General features: G+C 72.8%; 14 protein-coding genes and 1 pseudogene. 9 read left to right on the top strand and 6 right to left on the bottom strand.

From position 1 onward, the window contains the following. The coding region (locus ACFVTC_RS36005) for a beta-ketoacyl synthase N-terminal-like domain-containing protein (protein ID WP_390132928.1) at positions 1–5,715 on the bottom strand (5,715 nt) is incomplete at its 3' end. A gap of 1,428 nt (positions 5,716–7,143) precedes the next feature. Between ACFVTC_RS36005 and ACFVTC_RS36000 the strand changes: the two genes are divergently transcribed. Further along, complete coding sequence (locus ACFVTC_RS36000; protein WP_390132926.1) at positions 7,144–8,184, top strand: cation diffusion facilitator family transporter; 1,041 nt, start codon at positions 7,144–7,146, stop codon at positions 8,182–8,184. A gap of 282 nt (positions 8,185–8,466) precedes the next feature. Here ACFVTC_RS36000 and ACFVTC_RS35995 read toward each other — a convergent pair. After that, positions 8,467–9,669 (bottom strand): annotated as a pseudogene (locus ACFVTC_RS35995) (cation diffusion facilitator family transporter); the annotation flags it as partial. Between the two features lie 92 nt (positions 9,670–9,761). Between ACFVTC_RS35995 and ACFVTC_RS35990 the strand changes: the two are divergent. The 3 genes from ACFVTC_RS35990 (at position 9,762) to ACFVTC_RS35980 (ending at position 11,925) form a co-directional block, all read left to right on the top strand. After that, positions 9,762–10,121, top strand: a complete 360-nt coding sequence (locus ACFVTC_RS35990) for an ArsR/SmtB family transcription factor (RefSeq protein ID WP_390132925.1) — start codon at positions 9,762–9,764, stop codon at positions 10,119–10,121. A 45-nt stretch (positions 10,122–10,166) separates the two neighbouring features. Beyond that, positions 10,167–11,030, top strand: coding sequence for an alpha/beta fold hydrolase (locus tag ACFVTC_RS35985; RefSeq protein WP_390132923.1), 864 nt, complete (start codon positions 10,167–10,169; stop codon positions 11,028–11,030). Between the two features lie 175 nt (positions 11,031–11,205). Next, a complete protein-coding gene (locus ACFVTC_RS35980; RefSeq protein WP_390132919.1) occupies positions 11,206–11,925 on the top strand; it encodes a CDP-alcohol phosphatidyltransferase family protein in 720 nt (239 codons plus the stop codon). On the opposite strand, the gene ACFVTC_RS35975 is transcribed toward ACFVTC_RS35980, so the two are convergent. After that, complete coding sequence (locus tag ACFVTC_RS35975; protein WP_329291251.1) at positions 11,885–12,364, bottom strand: adenylyltransferase/cytidyltransferase family protein; 480 nt, start codon at positions 12,362–12,364, stop codon at positions 11,885–11,887. The two genes, ACFVTC_RS35980 and ACFVTC_RS35975, sit on opposite strands and share 41 nt — an antisense overlap. A gap of 368 nt (positions 12,365–12,732) precedes the next feature. On the opposite strand from ACFVTC_RS35975, the gene ACFVTC_RS35970 reads away from it, so the two are divergent. The 3 genes from ACFVTC_RS35970 (at position 12,733) to ACFVTC_RS35960 (ending at position 16,930) form a co-directional block, all read left to right on the top strand. Beyond that, the gene (locus ACFVTC_RS35970) at positions 12,733–13,938 is read left to right on the top strand and encodes a glycosyltransferase family 4 protein (protein ID WP_390132989.1); all 1,206 of its coding nucleotides are present in this window, start codon (positions 12,733–12,735) and stop codon (positions 13,936–13,938) included. Beyond that, positions 13,935–15,629 carry a lipopolysaccharide biosynthesis protein gene (locus ACFVTC_RS35965; protein ID WP_390132917.1) on the top strand — a complete coding sequence of 565 codons (1,695 nt, stop codon included), beginning with the start codon at positions 13,935–13,937 and terminating at the stop codon, positions 15,627–15,629. Before ACFVTC_RS35970 ends, ACFVTC_RS35965 begins: the two co-directional genes overlap by 4 nt. Before the next feature lie 74 nt (positions 15,630–15,703). Next, on the top strand, positions 15,704–16,930 hold the full coding sequence (locus tag ACFVTC_RS35960; protein ID WP_390132915.1) for a hypothetical protein: 1,227 nt from the start codon (positions 15,704–15,706) through the stop codon (positions 16,928–16,930). 25 nt (positions 16,931–16,955) lie between these two features. On the opposite strand, the gene ACFVTC_RS35955 is transcribed toward ACFVTC_RS35960, so the two are convergent. Then, a complete protein-coding gene (locus ACFVTC_RS35955) occupies positions 16,956–18,464 on the bottom strand; it encodes a hypothetical protein (protein WP_390132913.1) in 1,509 nt (502 codons plus the stop codon). A 123-nt stretch (positions 18,465–18,587) separates the two neighbouring features. Between ACFVTC_RS35955 and ACFVTC_RS35950 the strand changes: the two genes are divergently transcribed. Together ACFVTC_RS35950 and ACFVTC_RS35945 are read left to right on the top strand one after the other, a co-directional pair. Beyond that, complete coding sequence (locus ACFVTC_RS35950) at positions 18,588–19,127, top strand: WcaF family extracellular polysaccharide biosynthesis acetyltransferase (protein ID WP_390132911.1); 540 nt, start codon at positions 18,588–18,590, stop codon at positions 19,125–19,127. Then, positions 19,124–20,251, top strand: a complete 1,128-nt coding sequence (locus ACFVTC_RS35945) for a glycosyltransferase (RefSeq protein WP_390132909.1) — start codon at positions 19,124–19,126, stop codon at positions 20,249–20,251. Before ACFVTC_RS35950 ends, ACFVTC_RS35945 begins: the two co-directional genes overlap by 4 nt. Here the strand turns inward: ACFVTC_RS35945 and ACFVTC_RS35940 are convergent. Together ACFVTC_RS35940 and ACFVTC_RS35935 are read right to left on the bottom strand one after the other, a co-directional pair. Next, on the bottom strand, positions 20,230–20,919 hold the full coding sequence (locus ACFVTC_RS35940) for a hypothetical protein (RefSeq protein WP_390132907.1): 690 nt from the start codon (positions 20,917–20,919) through the stop codon (positions 20,230–20,232). The genes ACFVTC_RS35945 and ACFVTC_RS35940 overlap by 22 nt on opposite strands. A gap of 123 nt (positions 20,920–21,042) precedes the next feature. Next, complete coding sequence (locus tag ACFVTC_RS35935) at positions 21,043–23,766, bottom strand: LamG-like jellyroll fold domain-containing protein (protein WP_390132905.1); 2,724 nt, start codon at positions 23,764–23,766, stop codon at positions 21,043–21,045. Between the last annotated feature and the right edge of the window lie 32 nt (positions 23,767–23,798).

Genomic DNA, 23,798 nt, shown 5'->3' with positions numbered 1-23,798 from the left:
GGTGGTGGTGAGTCCGAGGCGGGTGGCGAGTTCTCCGGCTATCTCGGCTCTCTTGATGGAGTCGACGCTGAGGTCGGCCTCGAGGTCGAGTTCGGGTTCGATCATGTCGACGGGGTAGCCGGTGCGCTCGCCGATGACCTCCAGCACGAGGGCGAGGACGGTCTCGGCGGTCGGTGCCGTGTCCGCCACGGCGGAGGCGGAGGCCTGGGCCGGCCGGGCCGTTCGAGCGGTTCGGGCCCCGGTCACCCGTTCCACCAGTGCGGCGATGCTCGCGGCCGTGCGGGCCTTGGCCAGTTCTTCGATGTCGGTGTCGGTGTCGCCGGTGGTGGTGAGTCCGAGGCGGGTGGCGAGTTCTCCGGCTATCTCGGCTCTCTTGATGGAGTCGACGCTGAGGTCGGCCTCGAGGTCGAGTTCGGTTTCGATCATGTCGACGGGGTAGCCGGTGCGCTCGCCGATGACCTCCAGCACGACGGACAGCACCGAGCCGCCCGCCGCCTCGGCCGGCGCGGGGACGGCGACGGGCGGCACCGTCACCGTGACGGGAGCTTCGGCGTACGTGACCGGGGTGGGGACGGGGGCGTACGCGACCGGCACGGGGCCGGCGGGTCTCACCTCCGGGTCGGCGCCCAGGTACCCGAGCATCACGTCCCGTTGCGCCGCGATCATCTCCCGGCTGGTTCGCAGGAACTCGCTGATCAGGGCCTCGGAGCCGGTCGCGGACGCCGGTCCGTGCGGGGTACCGCCGCTGGTCATGAGTGCCTCCGGGACGCGCTCGGCGGGGTGGAGCGCGGCGGCGGGGACCACACCGTCCGCGGTACGGAGCAGATGCCCGTCCACGGTCCAGGCCGGGCGCCTGCGACGCGTGGCGCGGGCGGCGTCGAGCGCGTCCCGGTCCTGGAAGAGCCACCCGGTCCTGACGTCCACCCCGGCGACGGCCAGCCGGGCGAGCGCGCCGAGGAACCCGGTGAGCCCGGTGCGGCGGCCGTCCTCCAGGGCGACCGTGCGGTGCGGCCGGTCGCCGAGCACCGCGCCCACCAGCCGGGTCAGCACCGACCCGGGGCCGGCCTCTACGAAGACCCGGGCCCCGGCCTCGTACATCGCCTCGATCTGGTCGGCGAACCGGACCGGTGCGCCGATCTGGGCGGCCAGTTCGGCCCGGATCGCCCCGGGTGTCCGCGGGTAGGGGCCGGCCGTACGGTTCGACCACACCGGGAAGTCTGGTGCGCTCAAGGGGACTTCGGCGAGCGCCTCGGCGAACCGCTCGCCGGCGGAGGCGACCAGCGGGCTGTGGAACGCGCAGGCCACCGGGATGCGCTGGGCGCTCAGTCCACGGGCACGCAGCCGCTCCACGGCGCTGAGCACGTCCTCGGTGGGGCCCGAAATCACCGTCTGGCGGGGCGAGTTGCGGTTCGCCGTCACCACCGTCGCGTCGAGGCCGGCCGCCGCCAGGGCCGCCGCGACCTCCGGTTCGGGCGCGGTGACGGCGGCCATGGTGCCGGGGTCGCCGCCGCCGGTGGCGCCCAGGATGGCGGCTGCCCGCTCGTGACTGGCCCGCAACAGGGACCCGGGCGCAAGGACACCGGCCGCGGCGAGCGCCGCCAGCTCGCCGTAACTGTGCCCCGCCGCCATCGCCGGGCGTACCCCGGCCCTGCTAAGGAGCTGGAAGGCGGCGAGTGAGGTCAGTCCGAGCGCGGGCTGCGCGAGTGCGGTGTCGGTGATCCGCTCCCGCTGCTCCTTGCGGCTCGCCTCGTCGAAGGGGGCGGGTGGGAAGAGCACCCGGGCCGTCTCCTCGTCGAGCCGCAGATGACGCTGCAGTTCGGGAAAGGCCACGAACAGCTCCGCGAACATCCCGGGCCGCTGGCTGCCCTGCCCGGGGAAGAGCACCGCGACGCCCGCGTCGACCGGTACGGGGCCGGTCGCGTCGCCGGCCGGCCCGGCCCGGTCCGCGGTGGCCCGCGGGGAGTCGGCGGCGTCCGGGGTGACGGTGGACAGGCCGCCGTCCGGGACGGACGCGAGCAGGCTGCCCTTCGGTACGGAGGTGAGCAGGCCGCCTTCCGCGGTGGAGGTGAGCAGGCCGCCTCCCGCGGCGGCGGTGAACAAGCCGTATTCCGCGGCGGCGGTGAACAGGCCGTCCTCCGGGCTGTGTTCGCCCGCCACCGCCCGCCCGAGCAGGTCTCTCAGCTCGTCGGTGGAGGCGGCGACCAGCGCGATGCGCACGGGGAGGCCGCGGGGCGCGGCGGCCTCGGCGCGCCGGGACGCGGCGAGGGCGAAGTCCCGCAGCCGCCACGGCTCGTAGGGGCCGGGATCCGCTTCGACCAGGGCGAGCAGCCCGGCCGCCGCACGCTCGGCGGCCGCCCGGTCCGCGCCACGGAAGGTGAACAGCTCGGCGGGCCACCGCTGGGCGGCGGTGACCGGCGGCGGCCCGTCCTCGTGGGCCCGCAGCACGACGTGGAAGTTGGTGCCGCCGAAGCCGAAGGCGCTGACCCCGGCGACGCGTCGTGCCGGGGCGGCGGCCCAGGGCCGGGCCTCGGTGTGGAAGGCGAACGGGCTGGTGCCCGCGTCCCAGGCCGGGTTCGGCTCGGTGAGGTGCAGGGTCGGCGGCCGTACGCCGGTGTGCAGGGCCAGCGAGGTCTTGATGAGCCCGGCCAGCCCGGCGGCGCACTTGGTGTGACCGATCTGCGACTTCACCGACCCCAGCGCACAGCTCCCCGGCTCGGCTCCGGCTTCCTCGAACACGCGGGTGAGGGCGCCGAGTTCGGTGCGGTCACCGACGACGGTCCCGGTGCCGTGCGCCTCGACGAGCCCGACCTCGGCCGGGGAGACGCCCGCGTTGCGGTACGCCCGGGTCAGCGCGTTGTACTGGCCCTCGGGCCGGGGAGCTGTCAGCCCCAGTGCCCGGCCGTCACTCGCGCTGCCGACGCCCTTGACGACCGCGTACACCCGGTCCCCGTCGCGCTCGGCGTCGGCGAGCCGCTTGAGGACGACGCAGCCGACGCCCTCGCCGAGCGCGATGCCGTCGGCGGCGCTGTCGAAGGGCGCGGAACGGCCGGAGGGCGACAGGGCGTGGGCGGACGCGAAGAGCAGGTAGTCGTTGATGCCGTTGTGCAGATCCGCGCCCCCGCACAGCACCAGGTCGCTCGTACCGCCGGTCAGTTCCTTGCACGCCACGTCGACCGCGGTGAGCGAGGAGGCGCAGGCGGCGTCCACGGTGTAGTTGGCACCACCGAGGTCGAGGCGGTTGGCGATCCGGCCCGCGATGACGTTGGCGAGGATGCCGGGGAAGGAGTCCTCGGTCAGGCGCGGCAACTGCGCGTCCAGCGCGGGCGGCACGGCACCGAGATAGGAGGGCAGCACGGACCGCAGGGTCATGGCGTTGGACAGGTCGCTGCCCGCCTCCGCGCCGAACACCACCGAGGCGCGGGCCCGGTCGAAGGGCCGGTTCCCGTACCCGGCGTCCTCCAGGGCCCGGCGCGCGGCCTCGAGAGCCAGCAGCTGCACGGGCTCGATGGCGGGCAGCGAGGCCGGCGGAATCCCGTACCGCAGCGGCTCGAAGGGTATTTCGGGGAGGAACCCGCCCCATCTGGACGGGGTCGTCTCGCCGGTTCCGGAGCCGTCGGGGGAGTGGTAGAGGCCGGCGTCCCAACGGGTCGCGGGCACCTCGGTGACGGAGTCCTCGCCCGCCAGCACGTTGGCCCAGAAGGTGGCGAGGTCGGGGGCGCCGGGGAACATGCACGCCATGCCGACGACGGCGATGTCCAGCGGCTCGGGGGAGGGGACGGCGGCCGGCGCACCGAGACCGAGGGCGGCCAGCCGGTCGGCGAGGAAGGTGGCCGCCCCGGTCGTGACCGAGGTGTGGAGGGCGGCGACGGTGGTGACGGCCGAGCGCAGCACGGCCACCTCACCGGCCATGAACATGCCCTCGGCGAGCTGTCTCTCCTCACCGACCTCGCGCAGCTCGCCCCCGGCCCGCTCGATCCCCTTGCTGGCCAGTCGCAGCCGGCCCACGTTGAGCCGTTCCAACTGCTCCCAGACCTCGCGGCCGGGCACCTCACGGGCGGCCAGGTCCTCCTTGACGGCGGCGAACTCGTCGGTGAACGGGCTGCGGACACAGCGGGTGGCGTGCCCCGGGGCGGTCTCCAGCAGGTCCGTGCGTTCGGCGTCGATCACCTGACGCTGGAACAGCGGCAGCACGGCGCCCGCGCGGACCGCCTCCTCGGTGAACAGGTACGCCGTGCCCATCAGCACGCCGACGGCGGCACCCCGGGCGCTCAGTGGCGCGGCGAGGGCGCTGACCATCGCGCTGGACCGCTCGTCGTGGATCCCGCCCGCGAAGAGCAGGTGCAGTTCGGCGGCCGTGCCGTTCTTCGCGCCCGCCAGGAAGTCGTCCAGCACGCCTAGTTGTGCCTCCCACAGCGGGAAGCTGTTGCGCGGTCCGACATGTCCGCCGCACTCGGCGCCCTCGAAGACGAACTTGCGTGCGCCCGCCGCCAGGAACTGCTTCAGCAGGCCCGGGGACGGCACGTGCAGGAAGGTGGAGATGCCCGCCTCCTCCAGCGCGGCGGCCTGTGCGGGACGGCCGCCCGCGATGATCGCGTGGGAGGGGCGGATCTCTCGTACGACGGCGAGCTGTGCGGACTTGATGTCCTCGTCCGCGAAGCCCAGCACGCCGACGCCCCAGGGCGCGTCCCCGAGCGCGTCCCTGGTCCGTTCCAGGACGGCGCGGGTCTGCTCGGCGCCGGAGAGCGCGAGCGCGACGAAGGGGAGCGCGCCGTGTCCGCTCACCTCGGCGGCGAACGCGGCCTGGTCGCTGACCCGGGTCATCGGTCCCTGGACCACCGGCAGTTCGGTCCCGAGCGCACGGCTGCCCGCGTTGTCGGCGCCGAGCGTGGGACCGGCGGCCTCGAGAGCGTCGAGGACGGCGTCCCGTACGCCTCGCACGGCCGCGCGGACGGTGCCCCAGCGTTCCTGGAAGCGGGCCGCGAGGAACCCGTCCTGACCGATCTCGGGGGCCGGGGCGCCCTCCGGGGCTCCCCGGCGTCGTACGACGCGGCGGCCCGCCTCCAGGGTGGTCTCGGAGCCGTCGAGCCCGGCCAGCAGGGCCCCGGTCCCGGCGGGCAGCCCTGCCTCGGCCTCGTCGAGCAGGGCGAGCTGGGTGTCCAGGACGACCCCGGCGCCGCCGCCCGCCACGACGGCCGCCGCGGTGTACGGTCCGGCGCCGCCGCAAGCCCAGACCGGCAGATCGAACGTCTCGTCGCCGAGCAGCTGTTGCAGCAGGACGAAGGTGCTCAGCTCGCCCACCGGGCCGCCTGCCTCGTGGCCCCGGGCGATCAGCCCGTGGGCGCCGGCCGCGGCGGCCCGTAACGCCTGCTCCCGGCAGGTCACCTCGACGAGCACGCGACGGCCCGGGAAGTCCGCGGGGGTGCAGCAGGCGTCGTCGGTCAGCAGGACGGTGTGCACGCCGGCGGGGAGTCCCCGCGCGGGAAAGGCAGCGTTGTCGCGGAGCCGTACGCCGAAACCGGCGGGCGACCATTCCCCGGCGAGCGCGAGTTCCCCGGCTGCCCGGCGCCCACCCGAGGTGAGGTCCAGTACGCCCAGACCACCGGCCCGTACGGCGGCGGCGGTGACGCGTGCGGACGGGACGGCGAACGGGTTCACGGCGATGACGATGTCGTCGACAGCAAGCAGGCCGGAGGTATCGATATTCGGCACAGGCACGCGAACGCTCCAATATCACACGGGAGTGAGGAATGGTGGGGGAGAGCGGAGAGCGCTTGCGCTTCACAACAAGCCGTGGCCGATGTGAAGCACGCTCATGCTTATTGCGCATCCAGGTGAAAGTCAAACTCTCAAGGAGGCAGGACTTACCCGACGTAACACTGCTGACATGGCGGCTTCGGATTCCGGCGTGGACGGCCAACGGGTGCTTTGTTCCTCGGTAGTTGAGCGGCTGGTCGACCACTGTTCGGGTGCTGGTCGCCCACTGGGTCGGCCTGCGGAAATGGCTCCTGACGAAAAGTCAAAGCAGGGCGTACGAGGGCGCGCACGGAAACGTATTGTTTCCCTCGATGTAAATTGAATCCTTCAACGGTTCTGCCTCGCCTAATCAAAATTCGCGCCGGGCAAAAGGGTGGGATTCATCACTTGGGTGTGAATAGCCGCGATTCGTACTCGCCAGTAGGTTGGCTCGTTCGGCACGGTCCACGGCTGTTCGGATCATGTTCTTTCGGCAGCCCGGCCGGGTCGCGCGCGTGTCGTGTCCCCGGCCGGATCCGACGGCCGCCGGGGCAGCGGTGGTCAGGGGTGGGCAGGGGGACGCGTGGGGCGTTCGTCGGCGGGTGCACCACCGGCGCCCGCCCGTCCGGCCCGGCGGACCCGCACGCGTCCACCGTGCTCCGCACCCGTGGGACCAGCGCACCCTCGCCGGCGAAGGGCGCCGGGGCCCGGATGCCGCCGCGTTCGGGGCTGCCGGCCGTCCGGACCGGACCGGAGGCGCCCGCAGCGCCGATGTCCGGGGCGACTTCTGGTCCGGTGCGCCGGGAGACGAGCCCGCGCGGGGTCCTCGGCCCCCGCGAAGAACGGCGCGAACTCGCTGCCGTCGAGCGGGCGGGGGATGGGGTTTCCGGTCATCGGAGGGTGCTCCCGAGTCCGGTACGGAGCTGGAGGAGTCGCGCGGTCCCGGGCGGGACGGCGCCGGGCGGCCGGGAGAACACGGCGCGATGTCCACGGTGGTCGCGGAGCGGACGAAGGCGCCGAGGCCGCCGGCGGCCTCGCGCGGTTCGGCGGCGACGGCCGGGAGCGGGAAGCGCGGGCGGGCGGCCGTCCTCGCGCGCGGGCCGGCCCGTCGACGGGCGCGTCGTCCGTGGGCGGTCGGCGGCGATCGCAGACCACACCCGGCGGGCTCGGTACCCACGGCGGCGATCGCGTCGCGACCCGCCGGCCGCGCGCGGGTGGGCGGCCGCCCCCCGGTGTCGCGGGCCAGGGCGGGCGCGGTCGGCGACGGGTCTCGGTCGGCGGATGCGTTGCCGCAGGTCAAAGGAGTCCTGTCGAAGATGACAACGGTGACCGGTGCAGCCTTTGCCGAATGCCCGGCCGTGCGTTTCACTTCGATCGAGGCACCATACGCACAGGGGGAACACGGACAGCATGAGCGATCACGGTCATGACCACGGATCCGGGCACGCGCGGCCGCACGAGCACGGCTCGGGGAGTCATGGCGCCCACTCGCACGGGGTGTCGGCGGGCACCGACCGCCGCTGGCTGGCGATCGCGCTCACCCTCATCACGGCGTTCATGGCGGTCGAGGTCGTCGTCGGTGTCCTCGCCGGTTCGCTGGCCCTCATCTCGGACGCCGCGCACATGCTCACCGACGCCGCGTCCATCGTGCTCTCCCTGATCGCCATGCGGCTCGCCGCGCGTCCGGCCCGCGGCGGTTTCACGTACGGCCTCAAGCGCGCGGAGATCCTCTCGGCCCAGGCGAACGGCCTGACCCTGCTGCTGCTCGGGGCCTGGCTGGCGTACGAGTCCGTGCGCCGGCTCATCGACCCGCCCGCGGTCGAGGGCGGGCTGATGCTCGTCACGGCCCTCGTCGGAATCGCCGTGAACGTGGCCGCCACCTGGTGCATCTCCCAGGCCAACCGCTCCTCGCTCAACGTCGAGGGCGCCTACCAGCACATCCTCAACGACCTGTTCGCCTTCGTCGGCACCGCGGTCGCCGCGCTGGTGATCGTCCTGACCGGCTTCAGCCGCGCCGACCCGATCGCCACGCTGATGGTGGTGGCCCTGATGGCGAAGGCCGGGTACGGGCTCCTGCGCGAGTCCGGCCGCATCTTCCTGGAGGCCGCGCCCGCGGACATCGACCCCGACGCGCTCGGAGACCGGCTCGTCGCCCTGCCGGCCGTCGTCGAGGTGCACGACCTGCACGTCTGGCAGATCACCTCCGGTCAGGCCGCCCTGTCCGCACACGTCCTGGTCGAGTCCGCTGGCGACTGCCACGCCGTCCGGCGGGACCTGGAGGAGCTGCTGCGCGACGACTACCGCATCACGCACACCACGCTCCAGGTCGACCACGCCTCGGAGCAGGTGCTTCAGGTGGCGCTGCCCGGGGACCGCAAGCTCCTCGACGACCCTGGGCACTGCGAGGACGCCCACGGGCCGGTCCACCGCGACGAGCCGCACGAACACTGAGCCGACGGGAACACCCCGGCCGGATCAGGCCGGGGTGTGATCGGTCCGGGCTCGACCGGTCCGCGCGTGGTCGGCCTGTGTGTGTTGGGCCCGTGTGCGGTCGGCCTGTGTGTGCTGGTCATGCGTGGGCTGGGACGGTGCGTGGTGGGCGGGCGCGGGACGATCCGATGTGTGACCGTGCGAGGTGTGGTGCGCGGAAGCGTGTCCGTGCGATGCGTGGTGAGCCCACGTATGACCATCCGACGTGTCCTGCAGGGACGTGTCCTGCGCCGACGCGTGGTGCGCCGACGTGTGGTGCGCCAGTGCCAAGTGCGGGTCTGCCTCTCCTGGCGCGGTTGCCGGATCGGCGTGCACCAGTGCGGCGTCGAGCTTCGGCACCGTGTGCAGCAGCGCGTGCTCGCACGCGACCGCGACCGCGTGCGCCGCGCGTACGGACAGTTCCCCGTCGACGACGACAGCGATCTCGGCGCGCAGCCGGTGGCCGATCCAGCGCAACCGCAGTTCGCTCACCTCCTGCACACCGTCGACCGTCAGGAGCGCCGTCTCCGCGGAGTCGACGAGGGCCGGGTCGACGGCGTCCATGACGCGCCGGAAGACCTCGCGGGCGGCGTCCCGCAGCACGAGCAGGATGGCCGCCGTGATCAGAAGTCCGATGATCGGGTCCGCCGACCGCCAGCCGAGCGCCGCGCCACCGGCCCCGAGCAGGACGGCGAGCGAGGCGAACCCGTCCGTACGGGCGTGGAGGCCGTCGGCGACCAGGGCGGCCGAGCCGATCTCCCGGCCGACGCGAATGCGGTAGCGGGCCACCCACTCGTTGCCGACGAACCCGGCGACGGCCGCGGCGGCCACCATCGGGACGTGCCGGATGTCCCGCGGGTCGAGCAGCCGGTCCACGGCCGCCCAGGCGGCGAAGGCCGCGGACGCGGTGATCGTCAGCAGGACGGCGATGCCGGCCAGGTCCTCGGCGCGTCCGTAGCCGTAGGTGAAGCGGCGGTCGGCGGCGCGGCGGCCCAGGACGAAGGCGATGCCGAGGGGTAGGGCGGTGAGCGCGTCCGCGGCGTTGTGCACGGTGTCGCCCAGCAGCGCGACCGACCCGGAGAACACCACGATCACCGCCTGGACGAGCGCCGTCGCGCCGAGCGCGGCCAGCGAGACCCACAGGGCCCGCATGCCCCGGGCGGAGGACTCCAGCGCCGGATCCACCTTGTCGGCGGCCTCGTGCGAGTGCGGCGTCAGCAGATGCCGCAGCCGGTGCCCGGACCGCCGCGTCCGGCGGGCCTGCGGCCGTGGGGCGCCAGGAGCGTGCGGGTGCCCATGGCCGTGACCGTGTCCGTGTCCGCGCCCGTGGTCTTGTCCATGGCCGAGTTCTTGCCCTTGCCCGGTGCCGTGCGCGTGGTCGTGCGCGGGGGTGCGCTCGTGCGCGTGTCCGTCCTGCTGGCCGTGCGGGTGTGCGTGACCTTGACCGTGTGCGTGGTGGTGGCTCACGTGGGTCCCCTTTTCGGGCCGCCCGGTACGTGGGCGGGAAGGCGGCGCGGCAGCGGTGGACACGACGGTGCCCACCGCTCCATTATGTGCATATGAGCGCACGCATGCATCTGTCACCTGCCACCGATGCGCACCCGCGCACACCCGGCGAGGAACAGTTCGCCCTCGCCGCCGAACTGCTCGCCCTGCTCGGTGACCGCACCCGGCTGGTGCTGCTGCACGCCCTGGCCGAAGGAGAGGCCGACGTCACCACCCTCACCGAGACCTGCGGGGCCGCCCGCCCGGCCGTCAGTCAGCACCTGGCCCGGCTCCGTCTCGCGGGACTCGTGACCACCCGCAAGGAGGGGCGCCGGGTCGTCTACGCCCTGCGCGACGGCCAGCTGCGCCGGGTGGTGGACGAGGCCCTCAACCTGGCCGACCACAGGATCAGCGACCGGCCCGCGCACGACTGACGCACCTGGCACGACCGACCCGTCCGAGCCATGGGAGAAAGGGAGATGTCCGAAGCCATGGGTACCGGGATGACGGAGAACGAGCTGGAGCTTGCCGACGGACGCGGACTGCACGTCTACGACACCGGCGCGGACGGGACCGATCGCCTCACCGTCCTCTGGCACCACGGCACGCCCAACATCGGAGCGCCGCCCGAGCCCCTCTTCGCCGCCTCCGGGCGACTGGGCATCCGCTGGGTGTCCTACGACCGCCCCGGCTACGGCGGATCGACGCCGCTGCCGGGCCGGAACGTGGCATCGGCCGCCGCCGACGTCACCCGCGTAGCGGACGCGCTGGGCATCGGCCGTTTCGCGCTCATGGGGCACTCGGGCGGCGGAACGCACGCGCTGGCGTGTGCGGCGCTGCTGCCGGAACGGGTGCTCGGCACGGTGAGCGTGGCGGGGCCGGCCCCCTTCGGCGCCGAGGGACTCGACTGGTTCGCGGGCATGAACGACGCCGGTCGGGCGTCGCTGACCGCGGCCGTCGCGGGCCGTGAGGAGAAGGCGCGCCACGAGGCGGAAGCGACCTACGACCCGGGCATGTTCACAGCGGCCGACCACGCGGCCCTCGCGGGTGAGTGGTCCTGGTTCCACGATGTCGTCGGCCCCGCCGTCGAAGCGGGTCCGGGCGGCCTGATCGACGACGACCTGGCCTACGTCGGTGCCTGGGGCTGCGATCCACGGTCGATCACGGGCCCGGTGCTCCTGCTGCACGGCGGCGAGGACAGGGTCGTCCCCTCCTCCCACGGCGAGTGGCTCGCGAGCCGGTGCCCCCGCTCGGAACTCCGCCTCCACCCGGCCGACGGCCACATCTCCGTCCTGCGTCATGCCGTCGCCGCGCTGGAATGGCTCGCACGTCTTGGTCGCTGAACCGGGTTCGCCGCCCCGGGAACCAGCGGGCGCGGCCGCCGGACCATGCCCGCGCCCTCCCGGCGACATCCCCAGCTCGTGGTGAGTTCTCCGATCGTTCGCCATCGCGCGCCTTCACCTGTGATGATGTGGATCAGGGGAACGACCGGTGGGGTCATGAGGTCCGGGGGGATCGATGAGCAGTACGGCGTCGGCGCTGATACGGCTGAAGTCCGCGCAGAAGAGTGCGAAGGGCGTATCGCTGTATTCGCGGTTCGTGAACCGGCCCGCGGGCCGGTATCTCGCCGCCGGGGCGTACCGGCTGGGGTTGACACCCAACCACGTCACCATGATCAGTGCGGCGTTCAGCTTCGCGGCGGTCGCGGTGGCGGCGCTCGCCGTGCCCACCGTGACCGCCGGCCTCGCGGTGTGGCTCGGGCTCGCCGTGGGTTTCGCCTTCGACTCCGCGGACGGGCAGCTCGCCCGGCTGCGCGGCGGCGGCAGCGCGGCGGGTGAATGGCTCGACCATGTGGTCGACTGCGCCAAGATCACCGCCCTGCACACCGCCGTGCTGCTCACCTTCTACCGGCACCCCGGTCACTTCGGGACCGCGGCCGACGGCTGGCTGCTGGTGCCGCTCGGATTCCAACTCGTCGCCGTCGTGACGTTCTTCGGCGGACTGCTGACCGAGCAGCTCAAGCCCAAGGCGGCGCCGGGCGACGGGGGCCCGCCCTCCGCGGCCCGCGCGGTGGCTCTGCTCCCGGTCGACCACGGGGTGTTCTGCCTGGTCTTCCTGCTGCTCGGCGGCGGCGGCGCCTTCCGGTGGGCCTACACCGTCCTCGCCGCCGCCGCCGCGCTCTTCCTCGTCGCCTTCCTCACCAAGTGGTTCCGGGAGCTGTCCGCAGTTCGTCGTTGAACCGCGTCCCGTCCAGGGCGTCGATGGCGCGCCGCAGTTGGGTGCTCGACGTGTGCACGGTGTACGGGAAGTAGACGACGTCCACGCCCACGGTGGCGAAGTCCCGCTCCAGCCGCTCCCCCTTCGGCGTGTCCCTCCAGTCGTCGCCCTTGAACAGGACGTCGAAGCGGACCTGCTTCCACGTCTCCAGCTTGTCCGGCACGGTCTCCACGAACGCGGCGTCCACGTACTTGATGCTCCGGACGATCTCCAGCCGCTCCACCAGCGGGATCATCGGCAGCCTCCCCTTGGCGTTCTCGGCCATCTCGTCCGAGACCACGCCCGCCACCAAGTAGTCGCACTGGGCACGCGCGTGCCGCAGGATGTTCAAGTGCCCGATGTGGAAAAGATCGTAGGCGCCCGGCGCGTAGCCCACGCGATACGGCTTGCCTGATGGCACAGATGCCCCCCTCGATCGATGCTGTCCCCCAATGCGCACCCCTTTGCGCGGGATGCACGGACTTTGACGATAGCGTTCATGCTAGGTGCAGGAACGGTGAACAATTAGGGTGCGTCCTGGTTCACTTCTGATGAGTGTGTGGGTCCCGGGGCCTGAAGGGCGCGGACACACAGGGGAGGCCGCGCAGGTGGCCGGGGGGAAGGTTTCGTCGCGTGACAAAAACCCACGACGAGCGCAGCCGTCGGGACGGGCGCGAGGCCGCTCGTGCGGCGGCGTCGTCCGTACCGGAGCGGCGCACCACCGGGCCGGACGACCGCGCACTGACCGGCGAGGAGAGCGAACTCGCCGCATCCGGGCGCCGGCTGCTCCTGGTGTCCACCAACTACGCCCCCGAGCACACCGGTATCGGACCGTACGCGACGGGCATCGCCGAGCACTGGGCGAGCCGCGGGCACGACACCCACGTTCTCGCGGGGCTCCCGCACTACCCGTCCTGGCGCCTCGACCCCGCCTACCGCGGGGTGTGGCGGGCCACCGAACAGCGTGCCGGAGTCACCGTCCACCGTCGTCGGCACAGCGTCCCTCCGAGGCAAAGCGCCCTGCGCAGAGCCCTGTTCGAGAGCTCGATACTCGCGCACGGCCTGGTCGCACCGCCCCGCACCGGCCGCGTCGACGCCGTGCTCGCCCAACTGCCCAGCCTTGCCGGGGGAGTGCTCGGCGCGCGGATCGCCGCCCGGTACCGCGTCCCCTACGTGCCGGTCGTGCAGGACCTGATGGGCGCCGCCGCCGCACAGTCCGGCATCCAGGGCGGCGGCCGCGCCGCCGAGCTCGCCGAGCGCGCGGAGTCATGGGTGCTGCGGCGTGCCACCCTCGTCGGTGTCATCCACGAGACGTTCGTCGAGCGGGTGCGTGCCATGGGAGTGGATCCCGGACGCATCCGCCTGGTTCCGAACTGGTCGCACATACAGGCACCTTCGGCCCCCCGTGCCCGCACCCGTGAGCGCCTCGGCTGGCGACCGGAGCAGACCGTGGTGCTGCACTCCGGCAACATGGGCCTCAAGCAGGGACTGGACGTGCTGGTGGAGGCGGCCCGCCGCGATCCGGCCACCCGGATCGTGCTGATGGGCGACGGCAACCAGCGCGAGCACCTCGCTCGCCGTGCCGGAGGGCTGCCCAATCTGGAGTTCCTGCCTTCGGTGGCCGACGCCGACTTCCCCGACGTGCTGGCGGCCGCCGACGTGCTCGCCGTCACCCAGCGTGCCTCCGTCCTCGACATGAGCGTCCCCTCCAAACTCACCTCGTACTTCGCGGCCGGCCGCCCGGTGATCGCCTCCGTCGCGGCCGAAGGCGGCACGGCCCGCGAAGTACTGCGCTCGGGTGCCGGAATGCTCGTGGAACCGGAGAATCCCGATCAGTTTCTGTCGGCAGTGCGTACACTCGCCGAAGATCCGGTGACGGCGGACGAGTTGGGTGCGGCGGGACCGCGCCATGTGGCTGCTCATCTGTCCCGGGCGGCGGGTCTCGCGCGGATCGACGCGCTGATCGACGAAGTTTTGGGGGGACCTGGAAGGTGAGCGACACACACGTTCCCGTACGGGGGGAGGACGAGCCGGAACAGCTGCGCGAGCAGTTCCGTCAACTCCTGCGCTATCGCTGGCTGATCAGCGGCGGCATCGGTGTCGGACTGCTGGCCGGCGCCTGGCTCGGCATCACCGGCGCCGACAGCTACGCCGCCACCACCGACATCGTGCTGCGCGCCCCCACCAGCGATCCCTTCGCACCGACCCTGTCCAGCGACAAGGCGATCAACATGGGATCCGAGCGGCAGACGGCGCTCAGCCGTAAGGTCGCCGAAGGCGCCGCGAAGCGACTCGGGATCGGCGCCGACGAGGTCGACCGGCTCCAGCACGGACTCCAGGTCACCAACCCGCCGCAGACCCTCGTGCTGCACTTCACCTACACCGCCTCCGACCCGAAGCAGGCGGCCCGCCGGGCCAACGCCCTCACGCAGTCCTACATCGACCTGCGCAAGGAGCAGTGGGAGGCCGTCCGGGGGTCGATGCTCAAGAGCCTGCAGGACCAGCTCAACCCCGTCGCCAAGCAGAACGACGAACTCGCCAGGCAGATCAAGGCCCTGCCCAACGGCTCCGCCGCGGACTCCGCCTACGCGGTGCAGGCCAACCTGCTCAACCGCATCACCGACCTGCGCGGCAAGATCACCAGTCTGAAGGCGCTCGACATGACGCCCGGCAACGTGATCCGCAACGCCACCGTCCCCCCCTCGTCCGACGGGCCCGGCCTGCCGCTCTCCCTCGGGCTGGGCGGCCTCGTCGGCGTCGGCCTGGGCCTGCTCGGCGCCTGGGTGCGGCTGGTCTTCGACCCCGCGCCGCGCTCGGCGGGCGACGTGGCCCGTGCGGTGCGCGGTCCCGTCCTCGGCGCGCTGCCGCGCGGCTCGGCGGGGACCCTGGTGGTCGGTCACACCGACTCCCGGGCGGCCGAGGAGTACCGCTCTATCGCCTTCCGGCTGGCCTACGACGAGAGGTTCGCCGACCGGCGCCGCCTGCTCGTCGTCGCCCCGCGCGGCTCCATGGAGTCGAGTGTCGCCGTCGCGGTCAACCTCGCCGCCTCATTCGCGGAGACCGGCAAGAACGTGCTGCTGGTGGAGGCCGATCTGCGCACCCCGTCCCTCTCGGAACGGCTCGACGTGTCGGCCGCCTTCCGGCCCCAATGGAGCCGCACCAGTGAGCACGCCGAGGGAGAGTGGCCCGCCCGTGGCCAACTCGTCGTCGACGCCGGGGAGTCGGGGGCCTTCGGCCTCGTCGCCGGCGAACGGGTCCGCAACGTCCCGCGCGCACTGACCTCCGCGCGGACCACCCGGTTGATCGCCGAGGCGGACGATCCCGATGCCACGGTCGTGGTCGTCGCCCCGCCCGTCCTCGCCTACGCCGACGCCCTCGCGCTCGTCGACCGGGTCGACGGGGTGCTCATCGTCTGTGACCCGCGCACCGTGCACCGCGCCGACCTCGTCCGCATCCGCGAACTGATCGTCGGTGCGGGCGGCACCGTGCTGGGCGCGGTGACCCACACCGAGTCGAAGCGGAGCGAAGCGGGGGCCCCCGCCCGCCGCGCCAACGGCCGCCGCGCCGAGCAGAGCCCGGCGGCCAGGACGGCTCCGCCCAGCCCCCGGCCCGAGCCGGCTCGGCACCTCGACGGAGACGGCAGCGACACGGTCGCGCTGCGCACCCTCCGCTCGGGGGACCGGTGACCACGCCGGGGCAACCGCCGCCGACGTCCGACCCGCCCCGCACACCGCGGCGTTCGACAGCCGCACTCGCCTCCGTGCTCGACCAGGCGGCGTCCAGCCTCACCAACATCGCCGTACTGGTCATCGCGGCCCGCGTCTCCACCGCGCACGGGTTCGCCACCTTCTCGATGGTCTACCTGACCTTCACGGTGCTGCTCGGTCTCAACATGGCGTACGTGGGCCAGGCGGTCGTCCTCACCCGGGGCGACACCGCCGCCGTCGGGGCCGCCTGCCGGTCCGCGACGGCCTTCACCGCGCTGGCCGCCACGGTCGGCGGCGTACTGCTGGCCGTCGCCGGCGCGATCGCCGCCGCCGTCACCGGCGGCTGGGCCGGTCCGGGCGGAGCCTTTCTCGCCCTGGGGCTCGTCCTGCCGCTGGTGCTGGTGCAGGACGAGCTGCGGTACGCGTTCTCCACGCTGCGGCGTCCGGGCCTGGCGCTGGCAGCCGACAGCCTGCGCCTCCTGTGCGTGGTGCCCGCGCTGCTGTTCCAGCCCCGGCACGCGGCGCCGGGGATGCTCGTGGCCGTCTGGGGACTGTCGGCCGTGCCGGCGCTGCTGCTGGGCCTGCGCCTGCTGTGGCCCCATGTGCGCGGCGCGCGAGCCGATCTGCTGCCCTATGTGCGCCGGGGCCACCTCGGACAGCGTTTCGTCGTGGAGTTCGCCGTGGGCAACGCCTCCAGCCAGCTCGCCGTGCTGGGCCTCGGACTGTTCGCCGCCCCGCTGGCGGTCGGAGCGCTGCGCGGGGCCACCACGCTCTTCGGCCCGCTCAACGTCCTGTTCAACTCGGTCAACGCGTTCGGTCCGCCGCTGCTGGGGCGCCTCGGAGGACGCCGGGCAACTACCCGTGCCGCCGCTGCGCTCGGCCTGGTCCTCAGTGTCGTCGGCCTCGCCTGGGGGCTGGTGCTGTACGCGCTGCCCGACCACGTGGGGCGCCAACTCCTCGGAGCCACCTGGCAGTCGGCGGCCGCGCTGCTGCCCGCCTCGGGTGCCCAGTACGCGGTGATGGGCCTGGGCACCTGTGCGCTGGTGACCCTGCGGGTGCTCAGCCCTCGCGCCACCCTGTCGGTGCAGGTGGTGTTCTCGCTGGTCTCCGTCGCCCTCATGCTCGCCGGATACCTGCTGACCGGATCGGCGCTGGGCGCCGCCTGGGGGCTGGCCGCGGGTTCCGCGCTGAAAGCGGTGGCGGCCTGGACACGTGTCGCGCGCCTGCGGGTGGAGGAGCGGTCCACCGCCGCGCGCGTCCCGGCGGTCCCCGCCGGCTGAGTGCCGGCAGGCGAAGCAGCCCGGTTCAGCGCAGTCCGGTCGCCCGGTCCTGCCGGAACGTGGTGATCAGCGCGATGCAGCACGCCGCGATCGCCACGCGCCCCGACGCCTGCAGCAACGGCCCCCGCAGCAGGATGAAGGAGTACCCGGAGACCAGGGGCACGGCCAGTGCGATGAGGCTGCCCGGTGGGGCCCGGCGCACCGCACGGCGCGCATAGCGGCGGTCCACCCGCGCCGCCGCGTACCCCAGGGCCGCGAACCCGGCCGTCATGCCGATCGGGCCGAAGTCGATCCACAGCTCGGCCCACACCGGGGACGAGAGATTGGTGTTGGTCGCTCCCATCCACTGGCCGACGACCACGCCCGTGTCCATCGGCTTGCCCGGCCACACCGACCGGGGCACCGCGAACAGCACCGAGCCCGCCAGCTGCCGGCCGTAGGTGTGACCGCGCCCCGACCGCACATAGGTGATGGTGTTGGCGAACATGCCGACCTGGTCGTAGTCCTTGAGGGCCAACGGCTCCAGCGGCGAAGTCGTCTGCACCGGACGGTAGTTGGCGTCGTCGTAGCGGAACCGGTCCGCGAACGGGAAGACGATCAGGGCCACCACCACACCCAGGCTCAGCGCGATCCTGTACAGCGCGGCACTCACCGGGAAGACGGTGAACAGCAGCGAGAAGAGGACGGTGAGGAACCAGAAACGCGGATTGGAGATCGGGTTGTTGACCACCGCGTTCAGCGCGGCCAGCGCCAGCCACACCGTGATGATCACCGCGGAGCGGCGGGCCCGCCGCGAGGTCACCAGCCACCGCGTGTACACCAGCCACGCGATGAGGGCCGGCACGGTGCCGAAGCCGCGCACGATGGCCTGGCCCGCCTGCGAGTCGGCCTGGGAGAGGCCCGCCTCCTGAACGCTGCTGATGATCTCCTGGCGGCTGGTGAAGAACACCGCCGGGCCACCCAGCTTGACGACAAGGAGCGCGGAGCCGACGAAGGCGACAACGGTCAGCAGGTACAGGCGGCGTCGGTGCACCAGCGCCGGGCGCAGCCCCTCGTCCCGCTTCCGTTCGGGCCGCTGACGTGCGAGCAGCGATCCGATGTCGAAGGCGACACAGCCGATCAGGACGAGCGCGACGGCTTCGGTCAGGTCGGTGCGCGCGCCCACCACCGGCGTCGGAGTGCGCCCGAGCACGGCCTGGGCGAGCGGCGCGACCCCCATCGCCATGTAGACGAACAGCCAGAAGGAACCGGCGAGCAGCTTGCGGCGGCTGGTGAGGATCATCGCGGACAGCCGGATGCCCGAGTACATCGCCAGGGCCAACTGCAGCCACAGCGCGGAGTCGTGCAGACCGGTGCCCGGCTGGACCAGGACCAGGAGGGGCAGGAAGACCGAGAATCCCAGCACGAGCGGGACCGACAGGGCGCGCGAGAGCAGTGTGCGCGGCGAGAAGGCGGGCAGCGCGGCGCGCCCCTGCCAACTCGGCGGCGGCGCCGCGGGTTCCGCCGCCGCGCTCCGGTCCGTCTGCTGCGTCATGGCGCCCCCGCCCCCGAAAGAGATCCCCGCCGCAGTCTACTGAGGCTTGGCCTGCGGTGAACGCCCAGCTACTAGAGTGTGGCGAACTAGCGTCTGGGGAGACGCTGTCAGGGGGATGGATCGATGCGTGATCTCCCGGCCTTCACACTGGCCGGATACGACAAAGGGCGCGGGGTGGTCGTCCAGGCGCTCTGGTTCGCGGTGATGAACACGGTCTTCATGGCGTGGTTCACGCCGGCCCGCGTCAGGACCGCCCTGTTGCGCGCCTTCGGCGCCGAGATCGGTAGGGGGGTGCTCGTCCGTCACCGGGTGCGGGTGCTGTGGCCGTGGAAGCTGACGGTCGGAGACCACACCTGGATCGGCGAGGGGGCCTGGATCCTCAACCTGGAACCGGTCACCCTCGGCGCACATGTGTGCGTGTCGCAGGACGCCCTGCTGTGCACGGGAAGCCACGACCACCGCGCCGCCGACTTCCGTTACCGCAACGCGCCGATCACCGTCGACGACGGCGCGTGGATCGCCGCCCGCGCCACCGTGCTGCCCGGAGTGAAGGTCGGCCGCTGCGCCGTCGTCGGCGCTGGCGCGGTCCTCCACAAGGACCTGCCCGAACTGACGCTGCACACCGCGGACAACCGGCGCCGACCCGTCGAGGAGCCGGCGTGAGAGTGCTGCACGCGGTCACCCTGCACAGCACCACCCACGCCTTCGGCGGTCCCGTCCGGGTCGCCCTCAACCTCTGCCGGGGTCTGCGGGAACGGGGACACGACGTCCGCCTCACCGCTCTCGCCGACGGCTTCCGGCGCCCGCTGCCCGAGGAGGTCGAGGGCGTGCCCGCCCGCCTTCATCAGGCGCGCAGGGTGCTGCCGTTGGGCTTCAGCGGTCTGACCTCGCCGTCCCTCCTCGCCGGCGCCCACCGCCTCGTACGGCAGGCCGACGTCGTGCATGTGCACCTCGCCCGCGACCTGGTGACGCTGCCGGTGGCGCTCGCCGCGCTGCGCGCCGGGCGGCCCCTGGTCCTGCAGACGCACGGCATGGTCGACCCGAGCGAGCGGCTGTCGGCCCGGCTCCTCGACGCGGTCGCGGTACGCCGGGTGCTGCGCGGCGCAGCCGCCGTACTGCACCTCACCCCGCGCGAACTCCGCGACCTGGAAGCCGTGGTGGGCGGAGCGGGCCTCGACCGTGCCGTCCGCCTGGTCAACGGCGTACCCGCGCAGCCCGAGGGTCCTGCCCCCGAGGGCCCGCCGCGCATCCTGTACGCGGCCCGGCTTCAGGCCCGCAAGCGCCCCGTGGACCTGGTGGACGCGGCTCCCGCGATCCTGGCCCGGCACCCGGAGGCGACCTTCGTCGTGGCCGGTCCGGACGAGGGCGAACTCGCCGCCGTGCGGCGCCGGATCGGTGAACTGGGGCTCGCGGCGAAGGTGAGCTGTCCGGGCCCGCTCGACGGGCCGCGCATGACCGAGGAACTGCGCAGGGCGTCCGTCTACGTCCTGCCGTCGGTGGACGAGCCGTTCCCGATGTCGGTCCTGGAGGCGATGGCCGTGGGCACCCCGGTCGTGGTGACCGACTCCAACGGCCTGGCCCGCGACGTGGACCGGGCCGCGGCCGGGCGCGTGGTGACCGGCCGGGACGGGATCGCCCCGGCGGTGCTCGACCTGCTGGAGCCGTCCGTACGCGGGTCCGCGTCGGCGGCGGCCCGCAAGCTCACCGCCGAGACGTTCGCGATGGACGCGGTCCTGGGCACGCTGCTCGAGGTGTACGAGCGGGCCTACACCGGGAGCCAGGCGTAGCAGCCGGACGAGACGAACGTACGGGTTCCGGCCGGGATCTTCGCGGTCACGTCCTTGTGATCGCCCGGGCCGGGGCCCGACGCCACCACCTTGTCGTCCGCGCCCAGCGCCCGCCAGGTGCAGCCCTTGGCGGTGGTCAGCGACCGGTACGTGCCCGGCTCCGGCTTCTTGCGGGTGCCGTCGGGGAAACCGGTCGCGGCGGTGTCCAGCAGGGGCTTCTGCTTCGGGCAGAGCTGGGCGATCGCGTCGTCGGCGGACGGGAGGTCCCCGGCGATGAGCGCGCCGATCGCGGCGTCCTTGTCGTGGGCGGCGGTGCGTTCGACGCGCTGGCAGGTCTCCTGGCCGACCTGGAGCACGGCGGCCGGGTCCATGTTCTTCGGCACGCGCCCGTGCAGGTACTGCTTCTGTTCGGCGGTGAAGGAACCGGTCGCCGGGGTGAGCTTCGCGTCGGGCAGGACCGGGCCCTTGGACGGGGTCGCAGAGCCCTCGGCGGCGGGGCTCGCCTGGTCGTCGGGTACGGCGGCGGCCTGGTCGTCCGAGACGTGCTGCGGGGACTTCTGCTTCGCCTCCGAGCCGCCGTCCGAGCTGCAGCCGGAGAGCGCGAGGAGCGCGGTGAGGGCGCCGGCCGCGGCACCTCGCCGAAGAGAGCGGAGGGTACGAGTGTGCATGGTGGCTCCTGCGGCCCAGCGGGCCTGGGTATGGATGCGGGCCCGCACAGGGTGCGGGCCCGAGCGGGATGTCCGGGGTGCCGGGCTGTGGCCCGGCACCCCGGACACGGGGCGCGGTGAGGGTTACGGCGCCCCGAAGGTCAGCACCAGCTGCGGGGTGTTCTCCGCAGCGGGCGCCTCACTCGACCAGAGCCACAGCGCGTCCGCCCCGGTGCTGGTGAGCGCCAGGCCGTAGCTGCCCCCGAGGGCCGGGGAGAGTGCCCCGGTGTCGAGTGCCGCCGAGTAGAGCGTCGACAGGTCGGTGGCACCGCTGAGGGTGCCGACCACGGTCGATGACAGCGCGGGCTTGGAGGCGTAGGTGGTCCCCGCCCCCGTCCAGCTTCCGGTGACCGGCCGTACGGCGAAGTCGTCCGTGCTGCCCGCGCTGTTCAGCGTGGTCGTCTTCACCGCGAGCCGCGCGCTCTTGAGCACGGTCCCGGCCGGCGCCGCCGGCAGGTCGAAGCGCAGGTACGTCTCGTACGCCGCGCTGCCCCGCACCGCCAGCGAGGTGGAGGTGCCGTAGTTGGTGCTGGCGGCACCGGCGTTGACGTACGTGTCTTCCGACGCGCGGACGGTCTGCACGCTGTCGGCCGGAGCCGAGGCCAGGGTGTAGTGGCTCTGCACCTGGGCCGCGCTCAGCACCGACGGGTAGATCGCGGTCTCGTCGATCTGCCCGGCGAAGTAGTTGCTGGAAGGCTGGTTCGGCCAGCCGTTGAGGTTGTCGCCACCGACGTGCCAGTAGCCGCTGTAGCTCTGGCTGTTCGGCTCGGCGAGCGTGCCGATCCGGGTGCCGTCCACGTACAGCGCCATCCCCGAGGAGCCCTGGGTGGCGACGACGTGGTGCCAGGTGCCGTCGTTGTAGCCGGCGGACGAGGTGATGGTGCGGGCGGTGCCCGTCCACACGCCGAAGACCAGACGGCCGTCGTTGCGCATGTAGACGTGCTTGTCGTAATTACCGCTGGCCTGGGTGGTGTTGTTGCCGAACCCGACGAGCTTTCCGCCACTGGTGGTGGTCGTCTTGAACCAGGTCTCGATCGAGTACTGACTCGGCACCGTGGTGCGCTTGTCGCTGTAGACGATCTGGTTGCTGCCGTTGAAGCCGATGGCGGTCGACGGACCGGTCACGGCGGCCGGAGTCTGGCGCAGCGAGGGCCCGTTGAGGTGGATGCCGCTCTGGTCGCCCGGCGAGCTGTCGCCGACGAACGGGGTGGCGGACTCGTCATAGCGCCAGTAGAGACCGGCGCCGTCGTCGAGCACCTTCGCCGGGTACTTCTGGGCGGACGCGGGAACCGTCACCGTGACGGTGGAGGACAGCGCGGAGGCGTTGCCGGCACCGTCGGTCGCGGTCACCCGGTAGCTGTACGTGGAACCGGCCGTGACGTTGGTGTCGGTGAACGACAGCTGCGGACGCGACCACTCCACGGAGTCGCCGTCGACCGTGTAGACGGGCGTCGAACCGCCGTTGCGGTAGACCTTGTACGTCAGCCTGGTGTCGTCCGTGTCGAGGCTGGCGCGCCAGCGGACCCGGGCCTCGGTCGGTTTGACGGACTCGGCGCCGACCGAGGGCACGGTCGGCGCGCCGACGTCCGGGGACGACGCGAAGTGCGTCAGGCCCTGGGCCGCCGATCCGTTGACGGTGGTGAACTCGCCGCCGACCCACATGTACTTGTTGTCGGGGGCCTCGGATATCGCCATGGCGCGCGGGCCGATGCCTTCGCCCAGACCGTCGTTGGTGTCCGGGAACCAGCCCAGCTTGTTGGTGCCGCTGGTCGGTTCCGCGAGCAGGTGGTGACGGCGCCCGTCGGGGTACTCCCCGACGCTGGAGCAGTCGTGCGCGTGTGAGGCGCTGTACACCACGTTCTGGTACGACTTGACGGCCTGGGTGGCGCCCAGGCAGGTGTCGCGCCACCGCTGGTCCAGCGTGGACAGGTCGAGTGCGATGCGGCCGTCGAAGACGCCGCCGCCGGTGCCCTCGTTGCCTGTGTAGAAGCCGGTGGCGTCGGTGTCGAGCGCCTTGACCACCGAGTTGTTCTCGATGAACCCCGGGTAGGTGCGGACGTTGGCGCCCGTACCGGCGTCGACGACGGCCAGGGCGTGCGAGTTCGCGCCGTTGACGGTGAAGAAGTCGCCGCCGAGGATCACGTTGCTGCCGTCGGGGGTGACCGCGACGGCCCGGCCGGGCTCGTCGACGTCGGCCTGGAACGGCTTGACCGCGCCGCTGGTGGCGTCGACCGCCGCGTACCGCGCGTGCGCGCTGCCCCCGACGGAGGTGAAGTCCCCGCCCAGGTACACGGTGTCGTTCGTGACGGCGAGCGCCCGCACCGTGGCGGAGACGCTGGGGTGGAAGTTCGCCTTGGGCGTGCAGGTGGCGATGTCGATGGCGGCGAGGCTGCTGACCTGCGTGCCGTTGACCGCGCCGAAGTAACCGCCCGCGTAGAGCGTCTTCTTGTCCGGTGAGACGGCGAGCGCCCGCACGGTCGCGGTGCCGCTTCCGATGGTGAAGGACAGGTTGCAGGACGTGGGATTGCCGGTCGCCGCGTTCAACGCGACGAAGTTCACCGCGTTCTGCGCGGTGCCGCTTCCCCCCTCGGGCGGGCGCACCTGGGAGAAGGTGCCGCCCGCGAAGACCGTGCCGCCCGCTTCCGCGAGCGCCCACACGATGCCGTTGGTCTGCCAGGTCGGCAGGTCGTCGGCGGTGAAGGCGACGGGCGCCGTCAGCGCCGACGCCGGTTGCGGCAGGGCCACCAGGCCCAGGCCTGCCGCGGTGGAAAGGACAAGGGCGGCGCTGAGCCCTCTGGATCTGTGCATGAACCCCCCGGCTTCCGGGCCCGGTTGCGGAC

Source organism: Streptomyces sp. NPDC057950, from assembly GCF_042887295.1.
GTDB classification, from domain to species: Bacteria; Actinomycetota; Actinomycetes; order Streptomycetales; family Streptomycetaceae; genus Streptomyces; species Streptomyces kaempferi.
This window is presented reverse-complemented; position numbering and strand designations above follow the sequence as displayed.

Bases quoted from the DNA above. Each gene is read 5' to 3' on its own strand.
- ACFVTC_RS36000 (WP_390132926.1), top strand. From the start codon at position 7,144: ATGAGCGATCACGGTCATGACCACGGATCCGGGCACGCGCGGCCGCAC.
- ACFVTC_RS35990 (WP_390132925.1), top strand. From the start codon at position 9,762: ATGAGCGCACGCATGCATCTGTCACCTGCCACCGATGCGCACCCGCGC.
- ACFVTC_RS35985 (WP_390132923.1), top strand. From the start codon at position 10,167: ATGTCCGAAGCCATGGGTACCGGGATGACGGAGAACGAGCTGGAGCTT.
- ACFVTC_RS35980 (WP_390132919.1), top strand. From the start codon at position 11,206: ATGAGCAGTACGGCGTCGGCGCTGATACGGCTGAAGTCCGCGCAGAAG.
- ACFVTC_RS35955 (WP_390132913.1), bottom strand. From the start codon at position 18,464: ATGACGCAGCAGACGGACCGGAGCGCGGCGGCGGAACCCGCGGCGCCG.
- ACFVTC_RS35950 (WP_390132911.1), top strand. From the start codon at position 18,588: ATGCGTGATCTCCCGGCCTTCACACTGGCCGGATACGACAAAGGGCGC.
- ACFVTC_RS35940 (WP_390132907.1), bottom strand. From the start codon at position 20,919: ATGCACACTCGTACCCTCCGCTCTCTTCGGCGAGGTGCCGCGGCCGGC.
- ACFVTC_RS35935 (WP_390132905.1), bottom strand. From the start codon at position 23,766: ATGCACAGATCCAGAGGGCTCAGCGCCGCCCTTGTCCTTTCCACCGCG.